The organism is Treponema primitia ZAS-1, from assembly GCF_000297095.1.
GTDB lineage: Bacteria > Spirochaetota > Spirochaetia > Treponematales > Breznakiellaceae > Termitinema > Termitinema primitia_A.
The window spans coordinates 48,572-72,686 of record NZ_AEEA01000048.1 but is presented as its reverse complement, the minus strand read 5'-3'; the positions used below and the strand labels follow the sequence as shown (position 1 = coordinate 72,686).

Here is a 24,115-nt window from a genome sequence, read left to right as displayed (position 1 = left end):
CATTCCAATAAAGTCCACCCTACCATGACATTAGGTGTCACTAGAAATATGGTATACCATATGCTACTATCGGAGCAGCCGAAGAACTTCGGACAATAAACGCAAAAGGAGACTAGTTATGGGAAAAGAAAAACTTGAAAAATTCTATCAGGAGCTGAAACGCCTTGAAAAAGGTACCGTACAAAGGTGGAATTTTGGGGAAGCTATTGAAAACTTAAAAACAAGTCAATGGCCGCAGAAAGGCGTGTATTTTTTCTTTGACGACACGGAAGCAGGTCTTGGTGATTTTCCGCGGATAGTGCGGGTGGGAACAGTTGACATAGATGAAAAACCAAAAAAAGCAAAATTAAGGGGCAGGCTTAAAGCGCATTATGGGGCGAAAAAGAATAATGGTGGTAATCATCGTGAATCTTCATTCAGAAAGCACGTTGGCAATGCCTTTATCAATTCAGAAAATCTTATGAATGAATACCCTGAATGGGATAAGGGAAACAAGAGGCCAAAAAAATTAGCTGAAAAAGAATTGCCCCTTGAGCAAAAAGTATCCAAATATATCAGAAATCTCGGCGTTGTTGTATTGGATATTCCGGACCGCGATGCCAGAAAATATATTGAAAGTAACGCCATCGGTTTTTTGTCAGCCCTGTTGCCAAAATTCGACTCTATTGATGGTGACTATTTGCTTAAGAAAAGCATTAAGGACGAAATAAAAAACAGCCAGTTATGGAATGTAGATGATGTCGATTATAAATATACCGATGATTTTCTGGACAAATTAAAACACTGGGTTGATTACAGTATCGCTGAATATAAAAAAGCCTGATAAGGACGGCGATAAAAGGGGGTGAACAGTGAGCGACAATATTCCTCAAAAGTACAAAAATTATTTTGAATTTGCTGATGGATCATGGTGGCATATTGAAACTGATATTACTTGCTACTACACCGAAACCGGTTCTGTCAACAATCCTGTCGTAAAGGCCAGAAAAAAACAGTGTACACTCGAAACGCTCTATGCCGAGGCGGAGAAGGCAGCAAAAACAAAAGCAAAGAGCGCGTTTCCCCAGACTGATGCATTTTGGAAAGCTGCGATACTCTTTTCCCCACACGATAATATAATCAAGTTTATGCCCGAGGAACAAAAAACAGAAGAAATCTGCCTTGTCGCCGCGCGGAGGCAATATACCCTTGAATTTGTGCCGCTCCCCCTGCGGACTTACCCTGTATGCCTTGAAGCGGTTCGGAATGGCAGCCGTCTGGAATTGGTACCCGAGCGCCTGCGGACAGCGGAACTGTGTCTTGCGGCGATACGGGGGTCAGAAGACTCTCCCCAGGAACTATGCTATATTCCCCATTCCGTGCTGACAGGGGAAATGTGTTTAGAGTCTCTGCAGAGAATGAAAAGGACTGCCAATTTTCTGGACAAGGTATTTGACTGTTTGCCGGAACATTTGCGGACCCGGGAAATGTATCTTGCCGCAGTACGGGAAATTGCATATGCAATCAACTATGTGCCGCAGAAGTTTATTACAAAGGACTTCATTCTGGATGCAATAACAGAAAGCCCCCGGGGGACCGCAGCTATAGAAGCGCAGTACAAGTGGGTATCTGGTGTTGGAAGAAAGGTAGCGCAGCTTGAGGATTTTGGCTCTAACGTCTTGTACGAGCGATGGCTTTTTGTACTCAAATATATGCCGGAAGAACTAAAAACCAAAGACCTGTTTCTTGCGGCGGTACAAAAAAACGGCCACGCCCTCTTTCTGGCGCCTATGGAGATGCGGACCCGGGATCTTTGCCTTGCGGCCGTACAAAATGACGGCCATGCGCTTGCATTTGTTCCCGAAGATTTGAGAGACCCGGCGATGTGTCTTGCTGCGGCACAGGCGCCAAGTTCTTTTGCATCCGGACCGTGGAACTATTTCCCTCCGAAATATATTCCAAATGCAGTATTTGGTTCCGTGGTCCCGGCGGTATGGAAAGAAGTATTTGATGCTGCGCTTGCAACCCACGGATTAGGGATATCATTGAAGAATATTCCCGAAGACTGCCGTACGCCGGATCTTTGTCGTGCAGCCGTCCTTCGTGATGCCTATCATGAACTTGAATATGTGCCGGAAGAACACATACCAGCACTTTACCAGTTGATGGATGAAATACTGGAATCAGCATGGTTGGGCAAGCCCGCCACTATTCAGGTGAGCGCAATTCAGGCGAACGCTGTTCAGGCGGAGGCTATTCGGAGGAGCCTTTCGGTTTTTTTTAGAATGTTGCCGAAGGAATACAAAACTTACGAACTTTGCCTTGCTGCCGTTAAGAACTCTCCAGGCAATTATAATCTGGTACCGAAAGAATTCGAAACCCGGGAAATGGTTTTTTCCGCTGCGGATTACTTCCTTCCGGTATCTAACATTCCGGAGGAATTCAAAACGCCGGAATTGTGGCTGTATGCCGTACAGCATAATGGCCGAAGTCTTTGTTCTGTCCCTGAAGAAGAGCGTACAGTTGAGCTTTGTCTTACCGCCCTTAATGCCTTCAGTGATATGTTGAACTATCGCCACATCCGTACTGATATTATTGAACCTATTCCAATCACGATGAGAGAGGAAATATGCGCCCTTTTTTTAGACAACAATCCCCCAAAAACGGCTCTGTCGTCCGAAACACCCCCGGTTCTTACCTCGGAGGAGCTTAAGAAAAAGGGCAATAAAGCTCTTGAAGAAAATGATTTATCCGGTGCAATTGCCGCCTATACAATGGCAATACGCGAAGTCTCCGGAGCTTCCAATGACTGGCGTTTTTTTAATAACCGGGGCATTGCATACCGGAGACTTGGAGAATACGATAATGCCCTAAAGGATTACCATGAAGCCCAGCGGCTTTCGCCTACTGCAATGGGTTATTATAATTTGGGCTTAGTGTATTGTGATCTGGAGGACTATGCCAAAGCGCGGGAAAGCTATTTGCAGGCTTTAAAGCTTGACCCTGCAAATGAGAATGCTCTGGCTGCTCTTTCCGAGCTTGATAAGCACCCTGCGCTTGATTCTGATAAATTTATTGGGTATGATGAAGATGATTGTGAGCATCAGGCGGAGGGAATCCAGGGAATCTATTTCCCCGATGGAATAACTTTGGTTGGTGGTACTTTTAGTGAAAATGAAATTGTCCAACTTATATTTCCTTCGGGTGTTACTGTTATAAATGCGGAATTTTCATATAACCAAATAGAAAGCGTTCAGCTGCCGGAGAGCTTAACGGAAATTGGTGCGGAAGTTTTTTTGGATAATCAACTAGAAGAAATTTTTCTTCCCGACAGCCTTACCGAAATCGGCGATGGCGCGTTTTGCGCAAATAAATTAAGCAGCGTACATATTCCGGGAAAGTTACGGTATATTTTAGAGAATGTATTTTCGGATAATGAAATAGAAGAAGTCGATCTTGATGATGCGGCTGCGCTTGAAGGAATTGCCACAGGCGCATTTTATAACAACAAAATTCAACATATTGACCTTAAGGGTGTCAAGAATATCGGCAATGGCGCCTTTGACAAGAATCCCTTAACCCTCATAAGCATAGGAAGCAACGTTAATGAGGAAAATGATCCTCCATTTGCACCAAATACATTTGGCATATTCGGTGAATCCTTTGTTGCGGCCTATATGGGCAATGGCAGAAAAGGGGGAATCTATTTTTACGATGCCCCCTCCGGTACATGGAAATACGATGGAAATTACGATAATTGGGAAATACATTTGGAGCAAGAAGATTCCTCGGAGATTCCCCCCGCACCGGTTCCGTCCCCTGTAACGTCGGTTGCGTTGCCTGTAACGCCGGTTGCGTTGCCCGTAACACCGGTTGTGCCGCCTGTAACACCGGTTGCACCGCCCGTAACGCCAACGTCCGTCCCTGTCCCGCAAACTGCGCCTTCCATCGTACCAGCCGTAACGGCTGCTGGAACAACCTGTACCCAATGCGGCGCGTACATAGCAGATGGCATTAAATTCTGTTCATCCTGCGGAACAAAGGTTTCCACGGCGCCGGAAAACTGTCTGTCCTGCGGCGCAAAGCTTAACCCGGGAGCGCAATTCTGCTCATCCTGCGGGGCAAAAATTTCCGCCGCCCCGGCGCCTGCATCCGCCCGCCGTTTCATCATCCTGTGTACAGCGGTTCCAGGCATCATTGGCATTTTTGCAGGCGGTTTTTTTGGCTCCGTCATTATGGCATTCTTTGGTTTCGGTATGGGTTCTCTTGTATGGAAAAAGCATAACCGGCAAATTCTGGCCTCGCCCCTGGGCAAGGTATTTGGAAAGAAACGATGATGCCCGAAAAAATGCCCTGGAGCACAGAACTTACAAAACGGACACGACTGGAATTGGAAGAAATGCTCACCTGCACGGACCCGGATACGGGTAAAAAGCAGTGGGCATTGGGGAGCATGGTTGTGGACGCCGCGCGGTTCAAGAACGCCGATGGCACACGTTTTGGTATGATGACAGTAGAAAATGCTGCGGTGGATAAATGGATAATACAGCTGGACGGCGGCGGTGAGGAATCTTACGAAACGGTTGACGCGCTTCTTGAGGCAGGCTGGGCTCTGGATTAGTATAAAAATTAAAACATCAAATTTCAGGGAAATATGTTCAGGCCGTATAGGCCATGGAAAATTGTATCGCAGCAATCATCCGGTTTGTGATGGTATACAGGTTAAAGAAATAGCTTTTGCCGCAGGGGCAGCGGGAATAAATTCAATTATAAACCTCGTTGATAGTGAAGCCTCAGTAAAATCAAAGATTGTGCACTGCCCCTGGTACAAAAAATTATATGAAGACGGCAATGTTATTGCATTGCATATGAATATGAAATTTATGGATAATCTGTTTGGTAAAAAATTGAAAAAGGGGATATTGTATATGGTTGAAAAAAATCCTCCCTATCTTTTTCATTGTGAAGCAGGAATAGACAGAACAGGGTTTGTTTCAATGGTGTTGGAGATATTGCTGGGCGCTCATTTTAATGAAATTGTAAAGGGTTATATGCTGTCCTTTGTTACCAATTCCGAATATTCCGAAAATGATTTTAAGCAGGGCGCCATGTATATTAAAAATATGATGTCCAGGATAAAGGGAGAAGCAATAATACCGGGCGAAGATTTTTCGTTAATTATACATGATTATTTAATAAACAAGCTTGGGTTAAATCACGAAGATATAATAAAATTGAAAAATGTTTTAATATGACATTAGATGTCACTGTGATCATGCTATACTATATCATATAAATGGAAGGTATAGTACTGATGGGTGAAGCGGACGGGCTTATCAAAATACAGGGCGGCGTCTTTATGATGGGAAGCCCCGATACAGAAAAGAAAGGGTGGGATGCAAGTGAAGCCGATCCTGACGAAACCCTTCATCAAGTAAAGGTTTGGGATTTTTTTCTGGGCGCTTGTCCTGTTACCCATAGAGAATATGAGGAGCTGATCGGATACAACCCGAGCAGGTTCAAGGGCGCGGAAAACCCGGTGGAACAGGTAACCTGGTATGAGGCAGTAGAATACTGCAATCTACGGAGTCGCCGGGATGGGCTGCACCCGGCCTATCATATCAATAAGGAAGAGATTGACCGGAACAACCTGGACTGTCACGACCTGCACCGCTGGACCGTAAGCTGGGATAAAAGCGCCGATGGGTATCGGCTCCCCACAGAGGCTGAATGGGAATACGCCTGCCGGGCCGGAACCACTACTTCTTTTAGTACCGGAGACACCATTACTACGGATCAGGCAAATTTTAACAGAAAACATAAAAGCGGAGTACTTCCGGTGGGCAGCTTTAATCCCAATGGCTGGGGTTTATACGATATGCACGGGAATGTGTTTGAGTGGTGCTGGGATTGGTTGGGGCCATATACCACTGATACCGATACACCCGACGGACCGGCATCAGGAACCCAGCGTGTACTTCGGGGAGGAAGCTGGAATTGGTGGCTCTACGGAGTCCGTTCCGGCAGTCGGTTTGCAGGCCGCCCCTATGGGCGGTACTATCTTTCCATCGGGTTCCGTCTAGCCCGTTCTTCTTTCAATGAGGTACACGTTTATGGGTGATACTTCCATGAGGGAACTCCTGAAAATAATTGTACAGGAAAAAGGACCCGAGGTCTTTGACAACCATGTCCTTCTGGCAGGGTTATTAAATGACTATGCCTTGGGGGAATATAAAAAGGAAAGAAGTGTGCTGCTGCGCCTCCTTTCGGATTCCCCGGAGGGGGATAGTGTTTTGTGGGATCCCTTGTCCCGGGAAACCCGGATCGGTGTGGAACCAGCCATAGCGGCGCCGGTTATTCCTGAACTTGTGCTGATCGACGGGGGTACTTTCCTGATGGGAAGCCCCCTGTCTGAGCCGGATCGGAATATTGGTTCCAGGAAGAATACCTATGATTATGAAAAACAGCATCAGGTAAGGGTGGATTCATTTTTTCTGGGGAAATACGCGGTGACCCAGGGTGAGTATGAGGATGTGACCGGGGATAATCCAAGTGAATTCAAAGGGAGAAACCTGCCTGTTCATAAAATAAACTGGTATGAGGCGGTTATATATTGCAATTTGCGCAGTAAAAGTGAGGGGCTTTTGCCGGCCTATACCATCCATAAGGATCGGATAGATCCGGGTAATTACTGTAAGTACGATGACTTCAGATGGCTTGTGTACTGGAACCATGACGCCGACGGGTACCGGCTGCCCACGGAAGCCGAATGGGAATACGCCTGCCGGGCCGGAACAAAAACGACTTTTTATACCGGGAACAGTATTTCTGCCTACCAGGCTAATTTTGACGGGACTTACAAAAGGGAGATGCTTCCGGTTGGGAGCTTCGATCCCAATAACTGGGGCTTATATGATATGCATGGGAATGTACAGGAATGGTGCTGGGATTGGGAAGGAAAATACGAAGATAACGCAGTCAATCCCCTGGGACCGGCAACCGGGGAATGCAGGATACGCCGGGGCGGCGCTTATCTTTGGTCATCGGCTGGCATACGCTCCGCCATGCGGTCCAGCTATCCTCCCTGCACTTATCATACTGAAATGGGGTTCCGTTTGGCCTGTTCAATAAGAACAATGTAAAGGAGGCTATATGAAGGACTATTTTGAATTTGAGGATGGATCGTTTTGGGCGGTGCGTACCAGCGGGAAAACATTTTGCGCTTTATCCGGTAGTATTTATGACAGTTTCAATCCTGGGGTGATGGAAAACGAGGGCTATAAACGCTACAGCAGGTACAAGGATATAGAGACCGGCGTCTTTGACAGTGAGGCTGAAGCGGAGGAAGCTGCGCTCAGTTTGGCGGACGGAAAGCGTCTGACGGCGAAACCCCAAACTAAGGCTTTTTGGGTCAGGACGGTTGAGCGTAACCCTACTCTGATTCTTTTCGTACCCCAAACACTTAAAACAGAGGAACTATGCCTTGCGGCGGTTTGTAAAGACGAATCTGCCCTTGAATTTGTGGACCATGCGCTCAAAACGGCGGAGCTTTGTACCACTGCGGTAAGGAGGAACCCCTACGCGCTTCAATTTGTACCCGAGGGGTTAAAAACCCCGGAGCTGTGCCGGCTTGCAGTCAAAAAATACCGCGCTGCGCTGGAATATGTGCCTGAGGAACTGCGGACAGCGGAATTTTGCAAAGCTGCGGTAAAAAAAGACGGGCGAGCGTTCCGGTATGTACCGGAAGCGTACAAAACTCCGGAACTCTGTACCGAAGCGGTTTATGGATACGGCCATATGCTTAAGTATGTGCCGGAAGCGCTTAAAACGTTCGAGATATGTTTTGCCGCCGTGTACTATTTACGTGACTTCCGTTTTGTCGATGAAATTGACGGGATATATTCTGCACTTTACTACGTTCCAGAAAAATTTAAAACCCCGGACCTATGCCTTAATGCCGTTGCTAAAGACTCTGAGGCGTTGAAATATGTACCCCCCAAACTTGTTACCCCAAAGCTCTGCCTTACTGCGGTAGAATACTGGGGTTCCGCGCTTAAACTCGTACCGGAAAAACTCAGAACCCGGGAACTCTGTCATGTAGCGATAAAAAATGATGGCGAATCCCTTGAATTTGTGCCCGGAGATTTAAAATCAGAAAAACTGTGCGCTCTTGCAGTACAGCACGATATGGCGCTTCAATTTGTGTCGGAAAAATTTAAAACCCGGGAACTGTGCCTTACGGCGATAAAAAGCCAGGGGGAGGCCCTGCAATATGTGCCGGACACCTTCAAATATGGGGCATTTTACCTTGAGGCGGTTCAGAAAAACGTTGAAGCCTTTAGCTCAATACCGGAGGCGGATAAAACACCTGAACTCTGCCGTCTGGCGGTAGAAATGAAAGGTGAAGCGCTGCAACACGTACCGGAGGCGCTTAAAACGCTGGAATTCTGCGACCTGGCGGTAGAAATGAAAGGTGAAGCGCTGCAATACGTACCGGAGGCGCTTAAAACGCCAGCACTCTGCGCACTGGTGGTACAAAAAGAGCCTTATGCACTGGGTTATGTCCCCGAACAGCTCAAAACAGCGGAAATGTGCCTCTCGGCGGTAATAGAAGATGGCTGTGCGATCAAATATGTACCTGAAATGCTTATCACAGAGGAACTATGCCTTGCGGCCGTTCAAAATGATGGATCTGCCCTGGAATACGTGCCCGAGGTGTTCAAAACAGAGGCTATCTGTCTTGCGGCGGCGGAAAAAGGCTTCGGTTGGGACAAGCTCCCCGATAGGTTAAAAACCCAAGGGTTCTATCTAATGGTAATCCAAAAAAAATATTTGGGAGCACCTCTGGATAAAATGCCCGATGATTTTAAAACTTATGATTTCTGCATGGAAGCCATCAGGGTAGACGGTAATGAACTGGAATATGTTCCGGAAGAACTCAAAACCTTTGAACTCTGTGTAACCGCATTACAGCAATCTCGTGGTGATGTGCTTTCTGATATACCCGATTCATTTAAAACGCCGGAGTTCTGCTTATCGGCAGTAAGAATATCCGGCTGTAATCTGGGTGGTGTACCGGAAGAGCTTAAAACAAAAGAAATGTGTGAGCTGGCGATAAAGAGAGACGGTATTGCCTTGCAATCTGTTCCGTTTCGCTTACGTACCCACGAATTATGTTATATCGCTGCAGAGAATTCGCCTGTCACGATTGAGCATTGTGCACCTGAGCATCTAAAAACGGAAGAACTCTATTTTGCGGCAGCAAATTGCGAAGGAGGGGGTTGGCTTCTGAACTTGCCGGATAGCATGCAAAGTGAGAGAATTTTTCTTAAAATCCTGGAGAAATGGACTTATAACAACAGGGTATTGGAACACATGCGCAGCGAATTCAAAACCCCGAATTTTTACTGTAAGGCAGTTCAGGTAGAATTCTTAACGCTTGAGCAGGTGCCTTTGGAACTCAAAACATCGGATTTTTACCGTAAGGTGGTTCAGGGAGAAGGCTTAATACTTGGGCAGGTGCCTTTGGAACTCAAGACCCTGGAACTCTGTATGGATGCGGTTATCGAAAACGGCAGTGCCCTGATGTTCGTACCGGAAGCACTTAAAACGCAGGAACTCTGTTACCAGGCAGTTAAAAGTAATGGATATGCGCTGCAATATGTTCCGGAACCGCTCAAAACTGAAGAATTGTATCTCCTCGCTGTACAAACCAACCGTTTTGCGCTTAAACTTATAAACGAGCGTTTTTTGAGCGCCGAACTATGCCTCGCCGCCGTCAAGGCAGACGGCACGGCGCTGCAATATGTCCCCCAACTTCTGCGGACAGCGGAACTCTGTTTAGAGGCGGTTAAAAATGCAGACAGCGTACTTGAATATGTGCCCGAACCGCTCAAAACATTCGAGTTATGCGCCATGGCAGTAGAAAGGAAATATGGCTATGCTTTAAACTATAACTATGTACCGGAATCGCTTAAAACGCAGAAACTCTACGAAATAGCCGTGAAGTGTGATGTAGAGGCGCTGCAATATATCCCCGATGAATACAAAACATTCGACCTCTGCCTTGCGGCAGTAACGCAAAACGGCCATGCCCTTCCCTATGTAAATTACAAAGCTCTTTCTGCAGAGCAGTACAGGGTGCTCTGCCGCACTTCCCTTAATGCTCCATCTAGCTCGTTCGCATTTATTGCAGCCGCTCAACCCAGTTGGTCTTAAAATTGAGGTTTAAGCGATGATAAAATACAATTGGAAGGCGGCGAGGAGTTCTTACGAAATGGTTGAAATAGAACAAGCTATTTTGGCCGGATTGGATACTCTCAATACATTGTTGCAGCAATATACTGTATCGAGGTGGCAATTACAGGAATCATTCAGATTCGCTGCGTTACACCACAATCGAAAATTATTATTGCATATCAGGAAAGAATTTAAAGCTGTTGATTATAATATAAATGGGCTAATGGATATGTGTGTGGGAAACGATCTCAGGCAGACTTTGCGTGAAGATCAATTACAAGATGGCAATAAATCTATAGTATCAATGGCGTCAAAATTGGCAACCCTGGGGCGGATATATGCACCCCTATCAGGATACAACTCTCAGCTTGATCTGGAATGGGACTTGTTGATGTATTGTATTCACGGCCAGGATTACTTTTCCTTTACATATAATAAAAGTCAAGATAGGGAAGCTAATATAGTGGCAATGACCGTAGAGCAACAGCGGCAATGGGCGAAAAAAAACCATGTTTTTTCAATATTAAACGCGGTTAATGCCATCGGAGTACCGTCCGGGTTATTTAATTCGTCATACCCGGTTAAACCCAAGCGGCATATCAGGGAAGTGTTAAAATCATAATGTATATAATACCTTTAGCTAAGTAAGACATTAGATGTCACTGTTATTCTGTATAAAGGAGACTATATGAAGGACCATTTTGATCCAGGGATGATGGAAAACAAAAGCATGAAAGAATTATCTTTGCTTGGGTATAGGGTTCCTCCCCATGACGATGAAGCGGAAAGGGCAGTCCTTGGGGCATTGCTGCTTGATAAAAACGCCCTGGAAATTACTGAAAAATTTCTAACAGGAGATGATTTTTATTCCGGCGCAAATAAACGGATTTATCAGGTTGTTGGATATTTGCTGCATAAAGGGTATGTTGCGGATATTATTACGGTTGCCGCAGAACTTAAGAAAAACGGAGAGTTGGATACAGCGGGTGGTTATGGATATATTGCATCCCTAACCAGCGTGGTGCCTTCCATTGCAAATATTGAATACTATGCAAAAATTGTATTCGCCTGTTCTGTAAAAAGGTCATTATTCAAAATAGCTAACCTTATCATTGACAAGGTGTTTGATGAATCAGTAGAATACGGAGAAATTCTGGAAAAAGCCCAGCAGGATATATTCGGTATTGTGGAGAATAAGAAGGGGATAATTTATAAAAGGCTGGATAAAATAGTACCACTGTTTATTGAAAAGACAGAGGAGCGCTTAAAATCAGGATCGTCCCTTACAGGTATTCCATCGGGATTCAGTAAGTTGGATGAATTGACATCAGGTTTTCAGCCCTCCGATTTTATTGTAATCGGCGCCCGGCCTTCGGTGGGGAAAACTGCCCTGGCATTATCCATGGCCGCTCATATTGCGATTAAAAAGAAAATCCCGGCGGCATTTTTTTCTTTGGAAATGAATGATCTTTCCCTGGTCCTGCGACTTTTTGCGGGGGAATCCCGGATAGATGCCAAAAGGCTTAAAACAGGGTTCTTAAAATCCAGCGATTTACAAAAAATGCTTGAGACCGCAGGCAGCTTATATGAAGCCCCCTTGTATATTATTGATACACCTAACATGAAACTTTTTGACCTCCGATCTCAGGCGCGGCGTTTGCGGCTTCATGAAAAAGTTGAGATTATTTTTATTGATTATCTGACCCTGGTTACTCCCGATAATACAAATTTGCAAACCTTTGATCAGTTTGCGGAAATATCAAAATCCCTTAAAAGTCTTGCCAGGGAATTGGAAATTCCCATAGTGGTGTTATCCCAACTGAACCGCCAGACCAGTGAAAAGGGAGCACAGCTCAACAATATCCGCGCGTCCGGCGCTATTGAACAGGATGCGGATCTCGTTATGTTTCTAGAAAGAAAGCTTGGGGAATCCGAAGCAAAGATTAATGTGGTTAAGCAGCGTCAGGGGGAAGTGGGATATGTAGATATTGTCTTTTTACCGCAATATACACGGTTTGAAAATCTCGCCAAGGATAATTAGCGTTACCGCAGAATATTGATGCTACATCTTGATAGGGGTTCCATTTGGCCCGTTCAATAAGAACAATGTAAAGGAGACTATATGAAGGATTATTTTGAATTTGCGGATGGAGCGTTTTGGGCGGTGCATACCAGCGGAAAAACATTTTGCGCTCTATCCGGTAGTATTTATGACAGTTTCAATCCTGGGGAGATGGAAAATGAGGGCTACAAACGCTACAGCGGGTATAAGGATATAGAAACTGGCGTCTTTGGCAATGAGGCTGAAGCGGAGGAAGCTGCGCGCATTTTAGCGGATGGAAAGCGTCTGACTGCGAAACCCCAAACTGAGGCTTTTTGGGTCAGGGCGCTTGAGCGTAACCCTGCTCTGATTTTTTTTGTGCCCCATGGGCTTAAAACCGGGGAGCTATGCCTTGCGGCTGTTCGTAAAGACGGATCCGCCCTTGGATTTGTGGAGGAAACGCTCAAAACGGCGGAGCTTTGTACCGCTGCGGTAAGGAGGGACCCCTACGCGCTTCAATTTGTACCCGAGGGGTTAAAAACCCCGGAGCTGTGCCGGCTTGCGGCCAATAAATACGGCGCCACATTGGAATATGTGCCCATGGAACTGCGGACAGCGGAACTCTGCAAAGCTGCGATAAAGAAAGACGGACATGCGTTGCAGTTTGTACCGGATGCGTACAAAACTCAGGAACTCTATACCGAAGTGGTCAACAGAAACGGTCATATACTTAAGTATGTGCCGGAAACGTTTAAAACATTGGAGATGTGTTTTGCCGCTGTATCATTTATATCTGAAGTCGAGCTTGTCGATGAAAGCGGCAAGATGCGGTCCGTACTTTACTACGTTCCCGAAAAATTTAAAACCCCGGAATTATGTCTGGCCGCTATTGCCAATCACCATGAGGCGCTGGGATATGTACCCACCGAACTTGTTACGCCAAAACTGTGTCTTATGGCGGTGGAACACTGGGGTTCTGCGCTTAAACTCGTGCCGGAAAAATTCAGAACCCGGGAACTTTGCCATGCAGCGATAAAAACCTATGGCAAATCCCTTGAATTTGTGCCCGAAGAATTAAAATCAGAAGAACTTTGTACCACTGCGGTAAGGAGGAACCCCTACGCGCTCCAATTTGTGCCGGAAAAATTTAAAACCCGGACACTGTGCCTTAATGCGATAAAGAGCCAGGGGAAGGCCCTGCACTATGTACCGGACACATTCAAAAATGGGGCATTTTATCTTGAGGCGGTTCGGAAAAACGGTGAAGCCCTTTGCTCAATACCGGAGGAGGATAAAACCCCTGAACTCTGCCGTCTTGCGGTAGCAAAGAAAGTGGAAGCGCTGCAATACGTACCGGAGGCGCTTAAAACGCCGGAACTCTGCGCCCTGGCGGTACAAAAAGCGTCTTATGTACTGCACCATGTTCCCGAACAGCTCAAAACAGCGGAAATGTGCCTCACGGCGGTAATGAGACATGGCTATCTAATTAAATATGTACCGGAAACGCTTATCACAGAGGAACTATGCCTTGCGGCTGTTCAAAATTATGGACCTGCCCTGGAATACGTGTCCGATGCGTTCAAAACAGAGGCTATCTGTCTTGCAGCAATGGAAAAAGGCTGCGATCCGGATGACATCCCCGACAGGTTAAAAACTCACGAGTTCTGCCTAAAGGCGGTCCAAAGCGGATTTTGGGAATTGGATAAAGTTCCCTATGATTTTAAAACCTATGATTTCTGCATGGAAGCTGTCAGGACAGATGGTGGTGCGCTTGAACATGTTCCGGAAGAATTCAAAACCTTTGAACTCTGTGTAACCGCGTTACAGCATTATCTCGATGATGTTCTTTCCCATACACCCGCTTCTTTTAAGACCCCGGAATTCTGCTTGTCGGCGGTAAGGATATCCGGAAAAAATCTGGGTGGTGTACCGGAAGAGCTTAAAACAAAAGAACTGTGTGAACTGGCGGTAAAGAGAAACGGTTTTGTCTTGCAATTTGTTCCGTTCCGCTTACGTACCCGCGAATTGTGTTATATCGCCGTAGAGAGTCAGCCTGACGCGATTGAGTATGTACCTGAGCATCTAAAAACGGAAGAACTCTATTTTGTGGCGGCAAATCACAAAGGATTTTTTGTAGGGACTTGGTTTTATACCATGCCGGATAGCATGCAAAGTGAGAAACTTTTTCTTAAAATCCTGGAGAATTGCCCTGGTGACAGGGGGGTCCTGTATCACATGCGTAGCGAATTTAAAAACCCGGATTTTTCCCGCAAAGCAGTTCAGGTACTCGGCATGGCGCTTAAACATATCCCTGTGGAACTCAAAACCCGTAAACTCTGCATGGATGCGGTTATCGCAAACGGCAGGGCCCTGAGCTTCGTACCGGAAGTGCTTAAAACGCAGGAAATCTGTTACCAGGCAGTTAAAAGTAATGGAGCAGCGCTGCAATATGTTCCGGAACCGCTCAAAACCGAAGAATTGTGCCGCCTCGCTGTACAAACCAACGGTTCTGTGCTTAAATTGATAGACGAGCGCTTTTTAAGCGCCGAACTATGCCTTGCCGCCGTTAAGACAAACGGCAATGCACTTCAATATGTCCCCCACCCCCTGAGGACAGCGGAAGTCTGTTTAGAGGCGGTTAAAAATGCAAACAGCGCGCTCGAACATGTGCCCGAGCCGCTCAAAACATTCGAGTTATGCGCCATGGCGGTGGAAAAATACGGCTACGCATTAAACTTTGTACCAGAGGGACTTAAAACGCAGGAACTTTACGAAATTGCCGTGAGGAATGACGGAGCGGCGTTACAATATATCCCCGATGAATACAAAACATTCGACCTCTGCCTTACGGCGGTAAAACAAAACGGCCTTGCCCTTCCCTATGTGAATTACAAGGCTTTTCCCAATATTATTAATTATAAGGACCTGTTCGCATACTTGTACATGGCGCTCTGCTGCGCCTCCCTTAATATTCCCTCGTCTTACAGTGTAATAGTTTGTTGGCTTGACAGGCATGAAGCAGCGTTTTTCAGGAAAGCTAATAAAGCCGAAAATTACCAAGTACCTATTATATTTGCAAAAAATTATACCGAGTTTAAACGCCATATAACGGCTGATTCGATGCTAGTTATTTCAACAAGAAAAGGTAAATTTAAAAAAACAATCCAGCTTGTGCGGCAGTATCCTCAGTATCGATTTTGGGCGTTTGCCAGATCAGATGATGAATGCACAACTGTACCCGAACTTAAGTTTCTCCTGGAACTGAATGTAGATACATCAGATGGGACATGTCAGCAGTATAGGGAAGAAGAATTACTTATAATTTTTCGTACTTGTCTTTATAGGTTTATAAAAAGTAGCGTGAAATGTTAACTAATTTGGGGATGGAGGGTATATTGTTGGTATGAAACGACCATTATACGAAAAGAATGCATATTGTTTAAAAGGATATTGATATGAAAAGAGTATTAATTGAAGCCCAACAATCCCCCGTAACCTATTCGGACATACAGGCAGCTTTTCATACCTGCCATCAATTATTTCGTAAATTGTGTTCTTTGAGTTTACCAGATCTTTCAGGGGCATCCCAGGTGTCTGTACTCACCAAATTATCTGCAGCAGAGCATCAATTGAAATTCCGGCTTCGGGAAGCTGATACATATTTCCAACAAATATTGGCTGATTTACAAGAAGCATTAGATGATGTTACTGTAAAAGTTCAGCAATACCAATCAGGTAAATCTATTATGATTCAAGAAGAAGCCGACCCTACGACCTGCTCTATTATCATTGATATTCAATTCATTATCCAAAGATATGAGTTCTATTTGAGTCTTGAAGATCCGGTTACCCCAACGGAGTGGGTAATGAAATGGTATACTCAGTATATTGAACAGACAAAACGGATGGATGCTATAATTAAGGCCCAAATGAAAACTATTCAATTAAAAGTAATTTATACAGATAATGCCCAAACAATATTAAATACTTCTTAATCTGTCGACGGTATATACATAACCATATAATTCCGAATTATTATAAGGGCGATAGTGATATGAAAAGGGTTTTAGAGGAAAAAAAGTTAGGTCATTTGCAGGAAATGTCCTATCCTTGTAAAAAGAACGATGGATATGGGCTAATAATTGAAATTCGCTCTACAGATGAACAGGGGGAATTAGGTAATAAAGAATCACCCGCTCATGCCCATATTTATGATACTAATAAAAACCCTGTCGGTGAAATTGAAATAACAGTTCAAAAACCGGAGCGCCCAAATGACGTTATTCCTTATAGAGGGGAATTACCTGACGAGTATTCAAACCGAATCTGCAAGTGGGCAAATGATTCAAATAAACCAGGCATCAATCACTGGGACTGTTTGATAGAAGCCTGGAACAGAAGAATGCCCGATTAACTAAAATTATACATAACTATATAATTCCGATTTAGTATGCCTAATCCATATTTTCGAGAGAAAATAATGTATCACGATCTCGCGCTAGTTGAATAGCTTGATTGATAGAATACAATTCGGGTCGAGTCCGTTGAACAGTTGTAATGAACGTATTCAATGCTCGCAAACAGTCAACCCAATCCTGATAGATGGTAGCCATCTGTTGTTTTTCAGTCGCATCGACTGTTGTTAAGGCTTGGAATATTCCCTGACCGCTTCCAATGAACCGAGCAGTATTTGCAAATTGTACCAATGAGTCATTAGAGGTTTGTACATTAATAGCTGCATCTTCATGCTGAATCAGCCACATCACATCAGCATGGATATATGCAATAGACTGCTTAAGTTCGCGAATTACCACATCTCCAGCATCACTCTCGTCTAATTTCGGTTTACCAACAGTGAAATAAGTCACGAAATCAACCGGTCCGGCAAATTTTTCATAGTATTGCCCAAATAATTCTCTAATAGTGTTCGATTCAGCGGCCATATCTTGAATTGCCGCTTCTACTGTAGAAAAATGTATAGCCGTACTTTCTCGTAAGGGTCTTTGCATATAAATAATATACAAGGGTATACCAGTAAAAGGAACTACTTGAAGATAGAAATATTTAAACAGCCTGCTATGACACTAGAAGTCACTCTGAATATGGTATACACTGTAAAGACAAGGAGTGTCCTATGCCGTCCCGCCAATTTGAAGAAAAAGTCCGGATAAACCGTATACTCGTTATTGATGAAATGATCCGTTCCGGGCGCTATCCAAATGCCTCAGTCCTGGCGGACAGGACCGAGGTGAACCGTCGTACTATCCTGCGGGATGTGGAGTATCTGCGGGATATGTACCAGGCGCCTATTGAATACGACTTCAAACGCAGGGGCTATTACTATACGGAACCGAATTTCTTTGTAAAAAGCGTTGTTTTGACCGAGGGGGAGCTGTTTTCCGTGGCCCTCTTTGATCAGCTCCTGGAACAGTATAGGAACACCCCTCTGGAGAAAAACCTCCGGATGATATTTCAGAAGATCCTCAAATCCCTGCCGGAAACGGTGACCCTGAATTCAGTCTTTTCCCCATCCAATGCAAGTTTTATCCCGGACCCCCCGATCAGCATTGACCCAAAGGTTTTTGAGGCCCTGTTTACTGCCCTGAACACCCGCAGGACCATAACCGTGGAATACCGTGCCCTGGATAAAATCTCCTATATCAAACGCACCCTGGACCCTTATCACGCTATCTGCCAGCATAACTATTGGTATATCCTTGCGTTTTGTCATGAAAAACCGGGTCTGCCCGGATCTTCAGCGGGAGTCCCGCGGATCTATTCATTTTCCCGTATTAAATCCGTCAAGTTAACCGGAAACCATTTCAATTTACCTGACAATTTCGACCCTAATGATTATTTTGACCGGGAAATGGGGGTATTTTCCTCGAACCATGCCCCCTATACCTTCGAACTCCTGGTTCACAAGGATGTGGGAACCTTTGCCATTGAACGGCAATTCCACCATACCCAGCGCCTTGAACAGCGCCAGGACGGCTCGGTCTATATCAGCTTTACTACCACCCAAATAGAAGAGGTAAAGCGCTGGGTCCTGGGGCAGGGCTATACGGTAAAGGTCCTCAATCCTCCGGAATTAAAGAAAATGGTTAAAGACGAAATCGAAAAAATGCGGAAAATCTATCAATAATTGAAATATTTCAGAGTTTCTTTTTTTGTGACATTAGATGTCACTGTGACTATGCTATAGTATGTCATAGAAATAAAGGAGAAACAATGGAAACCGGAGAAATCAAGGTAAAACGCCCTCTGGACCTTCTGGGACATATAGGGAAGATCGTATCCCTGTCCCGCAAAAAAGGGCTCGGCAGGGAATTCGCCGCCGATGCAAAACGCCATATCCGCTTTGTTATGGATAAACTGGACCTGAAACCCCAGGAAGCGGTGTTTTTTTCACACCTCCTTGCCCGGTTTGATGAAGGTTTCATTTCCCTAAGCGAATTAACCGAATCAATGAAGGTCAGCAAAATAAAAATTCTACGGTACATGGATGTCCTTGAGACACTGGAAAAGAAACGGTTTATAACCAGTCGTGTAATTGATGAAGAACAATATAACAGGGGCAGGCACAACCACGTTATCTACCGAGTCCCCCTGGAAGTTGTAAACGCCGCCCGCAAGGGAGAAAAGGTTTCACTTCCGGTGTACCGGAACCTGCCTGCGGATGAATTTTTTATGGTTTTGTACTCCATAATCCAAAAAATGGGGGATGAACTGCGGCTTAATCCGTTGCTTGGGGAGATAAACAGCCTCTTTCAGCAAAATGACCAGCTCTTTTTCCCCAAAAAAATCAGGGATTACCCCTTAGATGATTGTAATTTTTTACTGCTGGTATATTTCTGCTGCAAGATGGCGGTTGATGAGGATGAACAGCTTTCTCTGCATGAGATTGAAAACTTTTTTGAATCGATGAACACCATTCCTTTTGTAACGAAAAGTGAGCTCCGTAATCTTAAACACGGTAATAGCGAGCTTTTTACCCTGGGGCTTATCGAAAATACCGGCGCCGCCGGCTTTAAGGAACGGGACCAGTTTACCCTGACCGAAAAGGCAAAACAGGAACTCCTGGGAGAAGTTGAGCTTACAGAAACCCGGATAATAAAAAAACGGGACCTTATTCCGGCGGACAAGATCACCGCAAAAGAACTCTTTTACCATGAACAGGAAGCGCCCCAAATCAGGCGGCTCAGGGAACTCCTGGAACCGCTCCAATTCGGCGCCGTGCGGGAACGGCTCACGGAAAAAGGGATGCGGACCGGTTTTGCCTGCTTGTTTTCCGGCCCCCCGGGAACAGGGAAAACCGAAACCGCCTACCAACTGGCCCGGGAAACCCGCCGGGACATCATGATAGTAGACATTTCCCGGACAAAAAGCATGTGGTTCGGGGAGAGCGAAAAAATCATTAAAAATGTTTTTGACCGTTACCGTTCCGCAGTGGAAACCGCGAAAAAACACGGCGAGCCTGAACCGATATTGCTCTTTAACGAGGCCGATGGGGTCATTGGTAAACGCCGGGATCTGAGCAGCGGTAATACCGCCCAGACAGAAAACGCCATTCAGAACATTATCCTCCAGGAAATGGAGAACCTGACAGGGATACTGATCGCTACCACCAATCTTGTCCAAAACCTGGACAGGGCTTTTGAACGGCGTTTTCTTTTTAAGATTGAATTCGCCAAGCCCTGTCTTGCCGCCCGTGAATCCATCTGGCAGACCATGCTCCCCCTCTTGCCCCCCGAAGATATCCGCAGCCTGGCATCCGGGTTTGATTTTTCCGGGGGTCAGATAGAAAATATCGCCCGCAAGTACTCAATGGAACAGGTACTTACCGGCAGGGAACCTTCCCTGGAAGCGCTGGTACGTTTTTGCACTGAAGAAAAAATGGAGAAGAAAGAAAACCGTATTGGCTTTGGGGTGCAGCAATGATAGGTGAAACGGATGGGCTAATTAAAATACAGGGCAGGATTTTTATCTGGGCGCCTATCTCGTTACCCATAGGGAATATGAGGATCTGATCGGATATAACCCGAGCAGGTTCAAGGGCGCAGAAAACCCGGTGGTGGAGTACTGTAATCTGCGCAGCCGTCCGTTTCGCCCACCGGTCCGGATTTTCTCCCTATGGAATGCACTATAATTCCATCGGATTCCGTTTGGCCCGTTCAATAAGAACTATAAAAAAGGAGATAAGATCATGAATGAATTGACAAAGGGAGTAATTCTGAAAACCGGGAGCCTCAAGACCATCAAGGTCGGGGAAAAACTGGGAGAGGGCGGACAGGGCGCAGTGTACCGGGTAAGTTATGACGGCAAGCCCAAGGCCCTAAAATGGTATTCCGCAAAAAAGTTACGGAATCCGGTGAAATTCCATGAAAACTTAGAGAACAACATCAGGAAGGGCGCCCCCACGGAATCCTTCCTCTGGCCCCAGGACCTTACCGCAGGGAAGCCGTCGGACGACTTCGGGTACATCATGGATCTCCGGCCTCCGAAGTATTATGAATTTTCCGAGTATCTTCTGGCAAGGCAGAAATTTGCCAGCGTTACAGCTATGATCAACGCCGCCCTTTACATCGCCGCCGCCTTCCGGGAACTTCACAACAAGGGCTACAGTTACCAAGATCTGAACGATGGGAACTTCTTTGTTCACCCCAAAACCGGGGAGGTGCTTATCTGTGATAACGATAATGTGTCCGAATACGGCAAGAACTTAGGTATCGCGGGAAAGTGCCGGTACATCGCCCCGGAAATTGTTCTGGGGAAAGCCATGCCCAGCGTACATACGGACAAATTTTCCCTGGCGGTGGTACTTTTCCTGCTGCTCGTGAACAACCACCCCCTGGAAGGCAAAAAGGCATACCCCCCCTGCATGACCGAGGAGCTGGAACGGAAACTCTACGGCGGGGAACCGCTTTTCATCTTTGATCCGGAAGACGACTCAAATTCCCCGGTTCCGGGAATCAACAACAACGCCATCGTCCGCTGGCCCCTGTACCCCGGCTATGTACGGGATAAATTCACCGAAGCCTTTAGCAAAACTGCCCTGACAGACCCATCCTTCCGAGTCATTGAACGGGATTGGCTCAAAACCTTTATACGCCTGCGGGGAGAGATTTTTAAGTGCCCCTGCGGGGAAGTGTTTTTCGCCGATCCGGTTAATCCCACAAAATGCCCCGCCTGTGGAGAGGAACATACCTTTGATCGGCACATCAGTACCCCCAGGTACAATATTCCGCTTCATCAGCGTACAAAACTCTACGCATGTCATACCGAGGGGGATTCGGACGATTTCTCCACGGTCACCGCCGAGGCCGTTATTAACCCTGATACGGGCTTGCCGGAACTTAAAAACCGTTCGAAAAAAACCTGGCTGGTCTTGGACAGCACGGGCAAACAGGTTTCCCGGGGGCCGGGGAAAACCGCGTCCCTGGATAAGGGTACAACCATTGTGTTTGGCAGTGTTACTGCCCAAATAATATAAATAGTAAGGAGTAAAAAATGTCATTAAACGAAGCGGTAGAGGCGATTCCCCGGAAAACCATGGTACTCTTCTTCCTGGTGGATACATCGGGAAGCATGGGTGGATCAAAAATCGGCGCGGTCAACGCCGCCATTGAGGAGGTGATCCCCGAATTAAAGGACCTGTCCGCCGCCAACGCCGATGCCCGGATCAAGATAGCGGCCCTGGAATTCTCAAGCGGTTCCCGCTGGGTTACCGCCCAGGGACCTGAGGACATCGAGCTCTTCCGGTGGCAGTACCTTGACGCCGGAGGTTCCACGGACATGGGGGACGCCTTTAGAAAACTAAACGAAAAACTCTCCATCAAAGCTTTTATGAAGGAAGCCACCGGCTCATTCGCCCCAGCGCTGTTCCTCCTCTCCGATGGGGAACCCACCGATGATTTTGATATTGCCCTGGATGAATTAAAACAGAACAATTGGTTCAAGAAGGGCATTAAGGTTGCGGTGTCCATCGGCGACGATGCCAACAAGGGGATGCTCGCGAAATTTACCGGCAGTACCGAATCGGTGCTGGAGGTACATTCGTCGGCCATGCTCAGGAAGATGATCCGCTTTGTCAGTATCCGCGCCTCGGAGGTAGCCAGTAAAAGTGTGCAGGCCGGAGTTTTTGGAACCGCTGGCCAGGCATCGACGAATGGCGGTTCGGCCGTACAGGCCTCGGTTCAGGCTGGGAGTGCTGCCGGGGGTGCCAACACCGGTATAGTGACACCCACTATCAGTGTCACATCAGCCGTTCCAATGGCTGCTCTCTCTTCTGAGGCCGGGGGCGTCCCGGCGGCATCGGTGCCGGAAACAACAATCAAACAGCAAATTTTAAACGAACAACTCAAGGAAATGGCGGCGGTACAGGCGGCTTCTAATGATGATGAGTGGTAAATGCCGGCAAGGGTTCAGCTGCAGCTGCGCCGGAGCGAACCACCTGCGGACAGGAAAACCCTGTCAGGATTACTCCCTGCACTATTCGGGGAACAACATGGCTATTGCCGCAGTTGCTGACGGCCATGGGGGAGACGCCTATATCCGAAGTGACCGGGGAGCTCAGTTTGCGGCCCAGTGCGCCCTTGAATGTATAAAGGAATTTATTATGACAGTCCGGGCCAAAAACATCAATGTTGCATCTTCCCCGGCAGCGTTCCTGTCGCAGTTGGAAAAGAGTATCATCGCTTCATGGCGCCTTAGGGTAGATGCGGACCTTGCGGCGGACCCGGCAGAAGGGGCGGTGGAAAACGGGAATTCCCTGTCCCGTATCTACGGTTCCACCCTTATTGCGGCGGCGGCAACGGAATCCTTTTGGTTTGGCATCCAGATTGGGGACGGTAAATGTGTAGTCCTGAACCATGACGGAAGTTTCAACCAGCCCATACCCTGGGATAGTAATTGCTTTCTTAACACAACAACATCCATCTGCGATGGTGACGCCGCCGCCCGGTTCAGACATTTTTTCAGTACGAGCCTGCCCGCAGGGGTTTTTATCGGTACCGATGGTGTGGACGATTCCTATCCTGTTGCGGATAACGAAGAACATCTTTCCAATTTGTACCGGATGGTAGCCCGAAATTTTATGGGTGCCGGTTTTGAACAGGGCTTCAATGAACTGCGGGCCTTTCTTCCTCGGCTTACGGAGAAAGGTTCCGGGGACGATGTATCCATTGCGGGCCTTATTGACATGGGCGCCCTGCCTGGAGCGTTCAGTAACACCAGAGGAGAAATGATATGGGCAGACAGTTAAACTTTTCATTGCGGGGCGCCTCCTTTTGCGCCGAACCCCTGAAGTTGGACCGGGCAAAACTCTACGGCAAAAGCGCAACCCTGGCCATCGACGAAAAAGGCGGCCCCTGTACTTTGGTATCCATGGATTCAGGAGGCGCCTTCATCATCCCCCAGGGAGGCATCGGCTTGGGGATACTCTCCCCTGAATCGCGTTGGGTGGAACGGAGCAGCCTCAAGGCCGTCACTTTAGGCGGCCATGAGGCTGTTTTGATGAAATCAAGCTATGATGGCGTCATCCTCCTGGAAAAATCAGTCCCGGTTGATGAATTTCTTAACCACAGTATTACTGCGGTATATAATGTTGAAACGGATACAGCCTTTATTGATGCAATCGGGGAAAACATCTATACGTTTACCTACAATTATCGGGATGGATACGAGGGGACAGCGGCGTTTCTCCTCAAAAAAGAAGAAAAACTCTTTATGCTTCTGGGATATCCCGCCCATTTCGAGATGCTGTCCCTCAGCGAAGCCGGTGAGATTGATGAAGATGCGCTTGAAGATGACGAAAATGAGAACGACGGGGAAATAGACTTTTCCATGTTCTGATTC

Annotated in this window: 19 protein-coding genes and 1 pseudogene; 19 read left to right on the top strand and 1 reads right to left on the bottom strand. The window is 46.6% G+C overall.

Features of this window, described 5'->3' with window-relative positions; genetic code table 11:
• The first annotated feature begins 118 nt into the window (after positions 1-118).
• From TPRIMZ1_RS0108145 to TPRIMZ1_RS0108090, 13 genes and pseudogenes are all read left to right on the top strand, one after another.
• Entirely contained in the window at positions 119-823 is a 705-nt protein-coding gene (locus TPRIMZ1_RS0108145) for a hypothetical protein (RefSeq protein ID WP_010257587.1), read from the top strand.
• 304 nt (positions 824-1,127) lie between these two features.
• Positions 1,128-1,841, top strand: a pseudogene (locus TPRIMZ1_RS21135) (DUF4116 domain-containing protein); the annotation flags it as partial.
• Between the two features lie 21 nt (positions 1,842-1,862).
• The gene (locus TPRIMZ1_RS0108140; RefSeq protein ID WP_232616774.1) at positions 1,863-4,316 is read left to right on the top strand and encodes a leucine-rich repeat protein; all 2,454 of its coding nucleotides are present in this window, start codon (positions 1,863-1,865) and stop codon (positions 4,314-4,316) included.
• Positions 4,313-4,600 (top strand): hypothetical protein, encoded by a 288-nt coding sequence (locus TPRIMZ1_RS0108135; protein WP_010257581.1) that lies wholly within the window; start codon positions 4,313-4,315, stop codon positions 4,598-4,600. Before TPRIMZ1_RS0108140 ends, TPRIMZ1_RS0108135 begins: the two co-directional genes overlap by 4 nt.
• Entirely contained in the window at positions 4,575-5,234 is a 660-nt protein-coding gene (locus TPRIMZ1_RS18680) for a tyrosine-protein phosphatase (protein WP_157784199.1), read from the top strand. Before TPRIMZ1_RS0108135 ends, TPRIMZ1_RS18680 begins: the two co-directional genes overlap by 26 nt.
• Before the next feature lie 59 nt (positions 5,235-5,293).
• The gene (locus tag TPRIMZ1_RS18675; RefSeq protein ID WP_010257575.1) at positions 5,294-6,100 is read left to right on the top strand and encodes a formylglycine-generating enzyme family protein; all 807 of its coding nucleotides are present in this window, start codon (positions 5,294-5,296) and stop codon (positions 6,098-6,100) included.
• Complete coding sequence (locus TPRIMZ1_RS18670) at positions 6,093-7,121, top strand: formylglycine-generating enzyme family protein (protein WP_010257571.1); 1,029 nt, start codon at positions 6,093-6,095, stop codon at positions 7,119-7,121. The genes TPRIMZ1_RS18675 and TPRIMZ1_RS18670 overlap by 8 nt, the downstream gene beginning before the upstream one ends.
• A gap of 10 nt (positions 7,122-7,131) precedes the next feature.
• On the top strand, positions 7,132-10,197 hold the full coding sequence (locus TPRIMZ1_RS0108115; RefSeq protein ID WP_010257569.1) for a DUF4116 domain-containing protein: 3,066 nt from the start codon (positions 7,132-7,134) through the stop codon (positions 10,195-10,197).
• A gap of 58 nt (positions 10,198-10,255) precedes the next feature.
• Positions 10,256-10,840 carry a hypothetical protein gene (locus tag TPRIMZ1_RS0108110; RefSeq protein ID WP_010257567.1) on the top strand — a complete coding sequence of 195 codons (585 nt, stop codon included), beginning with the start codon at positions 10,256-10,258 and terminating at the stop codon, positions 10,838-10,840.
• A gap of 66 nt (positions 10,841-10,906) precedes the next feature.
• Complete coding sequence (gene dnaB, locus TPRIMZ1_RS0108105) at positions 10,907-12,259, top strand: replicative DNA helicase (protein ID WP_010257566.1); 1,353 nt, start codon at positions 10,907-10,909, stop codon at positions 12,257-12,259.
• Between the two features lie 81 nt (positions 12,260-12,340).
• The gene (locus tag TPRIMZ1_RS0108100) at positions 12,341-15,631 is read left to right on the top strand and encodes a DUF4116 domain-containing protein (RefSeq protein WP_010257565.1); all 3,291 of its coding nucleotides are present in this window, start codon (positions 12,341-12,343) and stop codon (positions 15,629-15,631) included.
• Between the two features lie 83 nt (positions 15,632-15,714).
• Positions 15,715-16,254, top strand: a complete 540-nt coding sequence (locus tag TPRIMZ1_RS0108095; RefSeq protein ID WP_026043610.1) for a hypothetical protein — start codon at positions 15,715-15,717, stop codon at positions 16,252-16,254.
• 59 nt (positions 16,255-16,313) lie between these two features.
• Positions 16,314-16,673, top strand: a complete 360-nt coding sequence (locus TPRIMZ1_RS0108090; protein ID WP_010257563.1) for a hypothetical protein — start codon at positions 16,314-16,316, stop codon at positions 16,671-16,673.
• A 40-nt stretch (positions 16,674-16,713) separates the two neighbouring features.
• Here TPRIMZ1_RS0108090 and TPRIMZ1_RS0108085 read toward each other — a convergent pair whose 3' ends face one another.
• On the bottom strand, positions 16,714-17,268 hold the full coding sequence (locus tag TPRIMZ1_RS0108085; RefSeq protein ID WP_157784198.1) for a hypothetical protein: 555 nt from the start codon (positions 17,266-17,268) through the stop codon (positions 16,714-16,716).
• Between the two features lie 125 nt (positions 17,269-17,393).
• Here TPRIMZ1_RS0108085 and TPRIMZ1_RS0108080 point away from each other — a divergent pair, with 125 nt between their 5' ends.
• From TPRIMZ1_RS0108080 to TPRIMZ1_RS0108050, 6 genes are all read left to right on the top strand, one after another.
• The gene (locus TPRIMZ1_RS0108080) at positions 17,394-18,404 is read left to right on the top strand and encodes a helix-turn-helix transcriptional regulator (RefSeq protein WP_010257557.1); all 1,011 of its coding nucleotides are present in this window, start codon (positions 17,394-17,396) and stop codon (positions 18,402-18,404) included.
• An 86-nt stretch (positions 18,405-18,490) separates the two neighbouring features.
• Entirely contained in the window at positions 18,491-20,200 is a 1,710-nt protein-coding gene (locus TPRIMZ1_RS0108075) for an ATP-binding protein (protein WP_010257554.1), read from the top strand.
• Positions 20,201-20,465: 265 nt separating this feature from the next.
• On the top strand, positions 20,466-21,752 hold the full coding sequence (locus tag TPRIMZ1_RS0108065) for a serine/threonine protein kinase (protein WP_010257550.1): 1,287 nt from the start codon (positions 20,466-20,468) through the stop codon (positions 21,750-21,752).
• Positions 21,753-21,769: 17 nt separating this feature from the next.
• Entirely contained in the window at positions 21,770-22,669 is a 900-nt protein-coding gene (locus TPRIMZ1_RS0108060; protein WP_010257549.1) for a vWA domain-containing protein, read from the top strand.
• On the top strand, positions 22,653-23,522 hold the full coding sequence (locus TPRIMZ1_RS0108055; protein ID WP_010257547.1) for a PP2C family serine/threonine-protein phosphatase: 870 nt from the start codon (positions 22,653-22,655) through the stop codon (positions 23,520-23,522). Before TPRIMZ1_RS0108060 ends, TPRIMZ1_RS0108055 begins: the two co-directional genes overlap by 17 nt.
• Positions 23,507-24,112, top strand: a complete 606-nt coding sequence (locus tag TPRIMZ1_RS0108050; RefSeq protein ID WP_010257544.1) for a hypothetical protein — start codon at positions 23,507-23,509, stop codon at positions 24,110-24,112. The genes TPRIMZ1_RS0108055 and TPRIMZ1_RS0108050 overlap by 16 nt, the downstream gene beginning before the upstream one ends.
• The last annotated feature ends 3 nt before the right edge of the window (positions 24,113-24,115 follow it).

Bases quoted from the DNA above. Each gene is read 5' to 3' on its own strand.
- TPRIMZ1_RS0108145 (WP_010257587.1), top strand. From the start codon at position 119: ATGGGAAAAGAAAAACTTGAAAAATTCTATCAGGAGCTGAAACGCCTT.
- TPRIMZ1_RS0108140 (WP_232616774.1), top strand. From the start codon at position 1,863: ATGTGTCTTGCTGCGGCACAGGCGCCAAGTTCTTTTGCATCCGGACCG.
- TPRIMZ1_RS0108135 (WP_010257581.1), top strand. From the start codon at position 4,313: ATGATGCCCGAAAAAATGCCCTGGAGCACAGAACTTACAAAACGGACA.
- TPRIMZ1_RS18675 (WP_010257575.1), top strand. From the start codon at position 5,294: ATGGGTGAAGCGGACGGGCTTATCAAAATACAGGGCGGCGTCTTTATG.
- TPRIMZ1_RS18670 (WP_010257571.1), top strand. From the start codon at position 6,093: ATGGGTGATACTTCCATGAGGGAACTCCTGAAAATAATTGTACAGGAA.
- TPRIMZ1_RS0108115 (WP_010257569.1), top strand. From the start codon at position 7,132: ATGAAGGACTATTTTGAATTTGAGGATGGATCGTTTTGGGCGGTGCGT.
- TPRIMZ1_RS0108110 (WP_010257567.1), top strand. From the start codon at position 10,256: ATGGTTGAAATAGAACAAGCTATTTTGGCCGGATTGGATACTCTCAAT.
- dnaB (WP_010257566.1), top strand. From the start codon at position 10,907: ATGAAGGACCATTTTGATCCAGGGATGATGGAAAACAAAAGCATGAAA.
- TPRIMZ1_RS0108100 (WP_010257565.1), top strand. From the start codon at position 12,341: ATGAAGGATTATTTTGAATTTGCGGATGGAGCGTTTTGGGCGGTGCAT.
- TPRIMZ1_RS0108095 (WP_026043610.1), top strand. From the start codon at position 15,715: ATGAAAAGAGTATTAATTGAAGCCCAACAATCCCCCGTAACCTATTCG.
- TPRIMZ1_RS0108090 (WP_010257563.1), top strand. From the start codon at position 16,314: ATGAAAAGGGTTTTAGAGGAAAAAAAGTTAGGTCATTTGCAGGAAATG.
- TPRIMZ1_RS0108085 (WP_157784198.1), bottom strand. From the start codon at position 17,268: ATGCAAAGACCCTTACGAGAAAGTACGGCTATACATTTTTCTACAGTA.
- TPRIMZ1_RS0108080 (WP_010257557.1), top strand. From the start codon at position 17,394: ATGCCGTCCCGCCAATTTGAAGAAAAAGTCCGGATAAACCGTATACTC.
- TPRIMZ1_RS0108075 (WP_010257554.1), top strand. From the start codon at position 18,491: ATGGAAACCGGAGAAATCAAGGTAAAACGCCCTCTGGACCTTCTGGGA.
- TPRIMZ1_RS0108065 (WP_010257550.1), top strand. From the start codon at position 20,466: ATGAATGAATTGACAAAGGGAGTAATTCTGAAAACCGGGAGCCTCAAG.
- TPRIMZ1_RS0108060 (WP_010257549.1), top strand. From the start codon at position 21,770: ATGTCATTAAACGAAGCGGTAGAGGCGATTCCCCGGAAAACCATGGTA.
- TPRIMZ1_RS0108055 (WP_010257547.1), top strand. From the start codon at position 22,653: ATGATGATGAGTGGTAAATGCCGGCAAGGGTTCAGCTGCAGCTGCGCC.
- TPRIMZ1_RS0108050 (WP_010257544.1), top strand. From the start codon at position 23,507: ATGGGCAGACAGTTAAACTTTTCATTGCGGGGCGCCTCCTTTTGCGCC.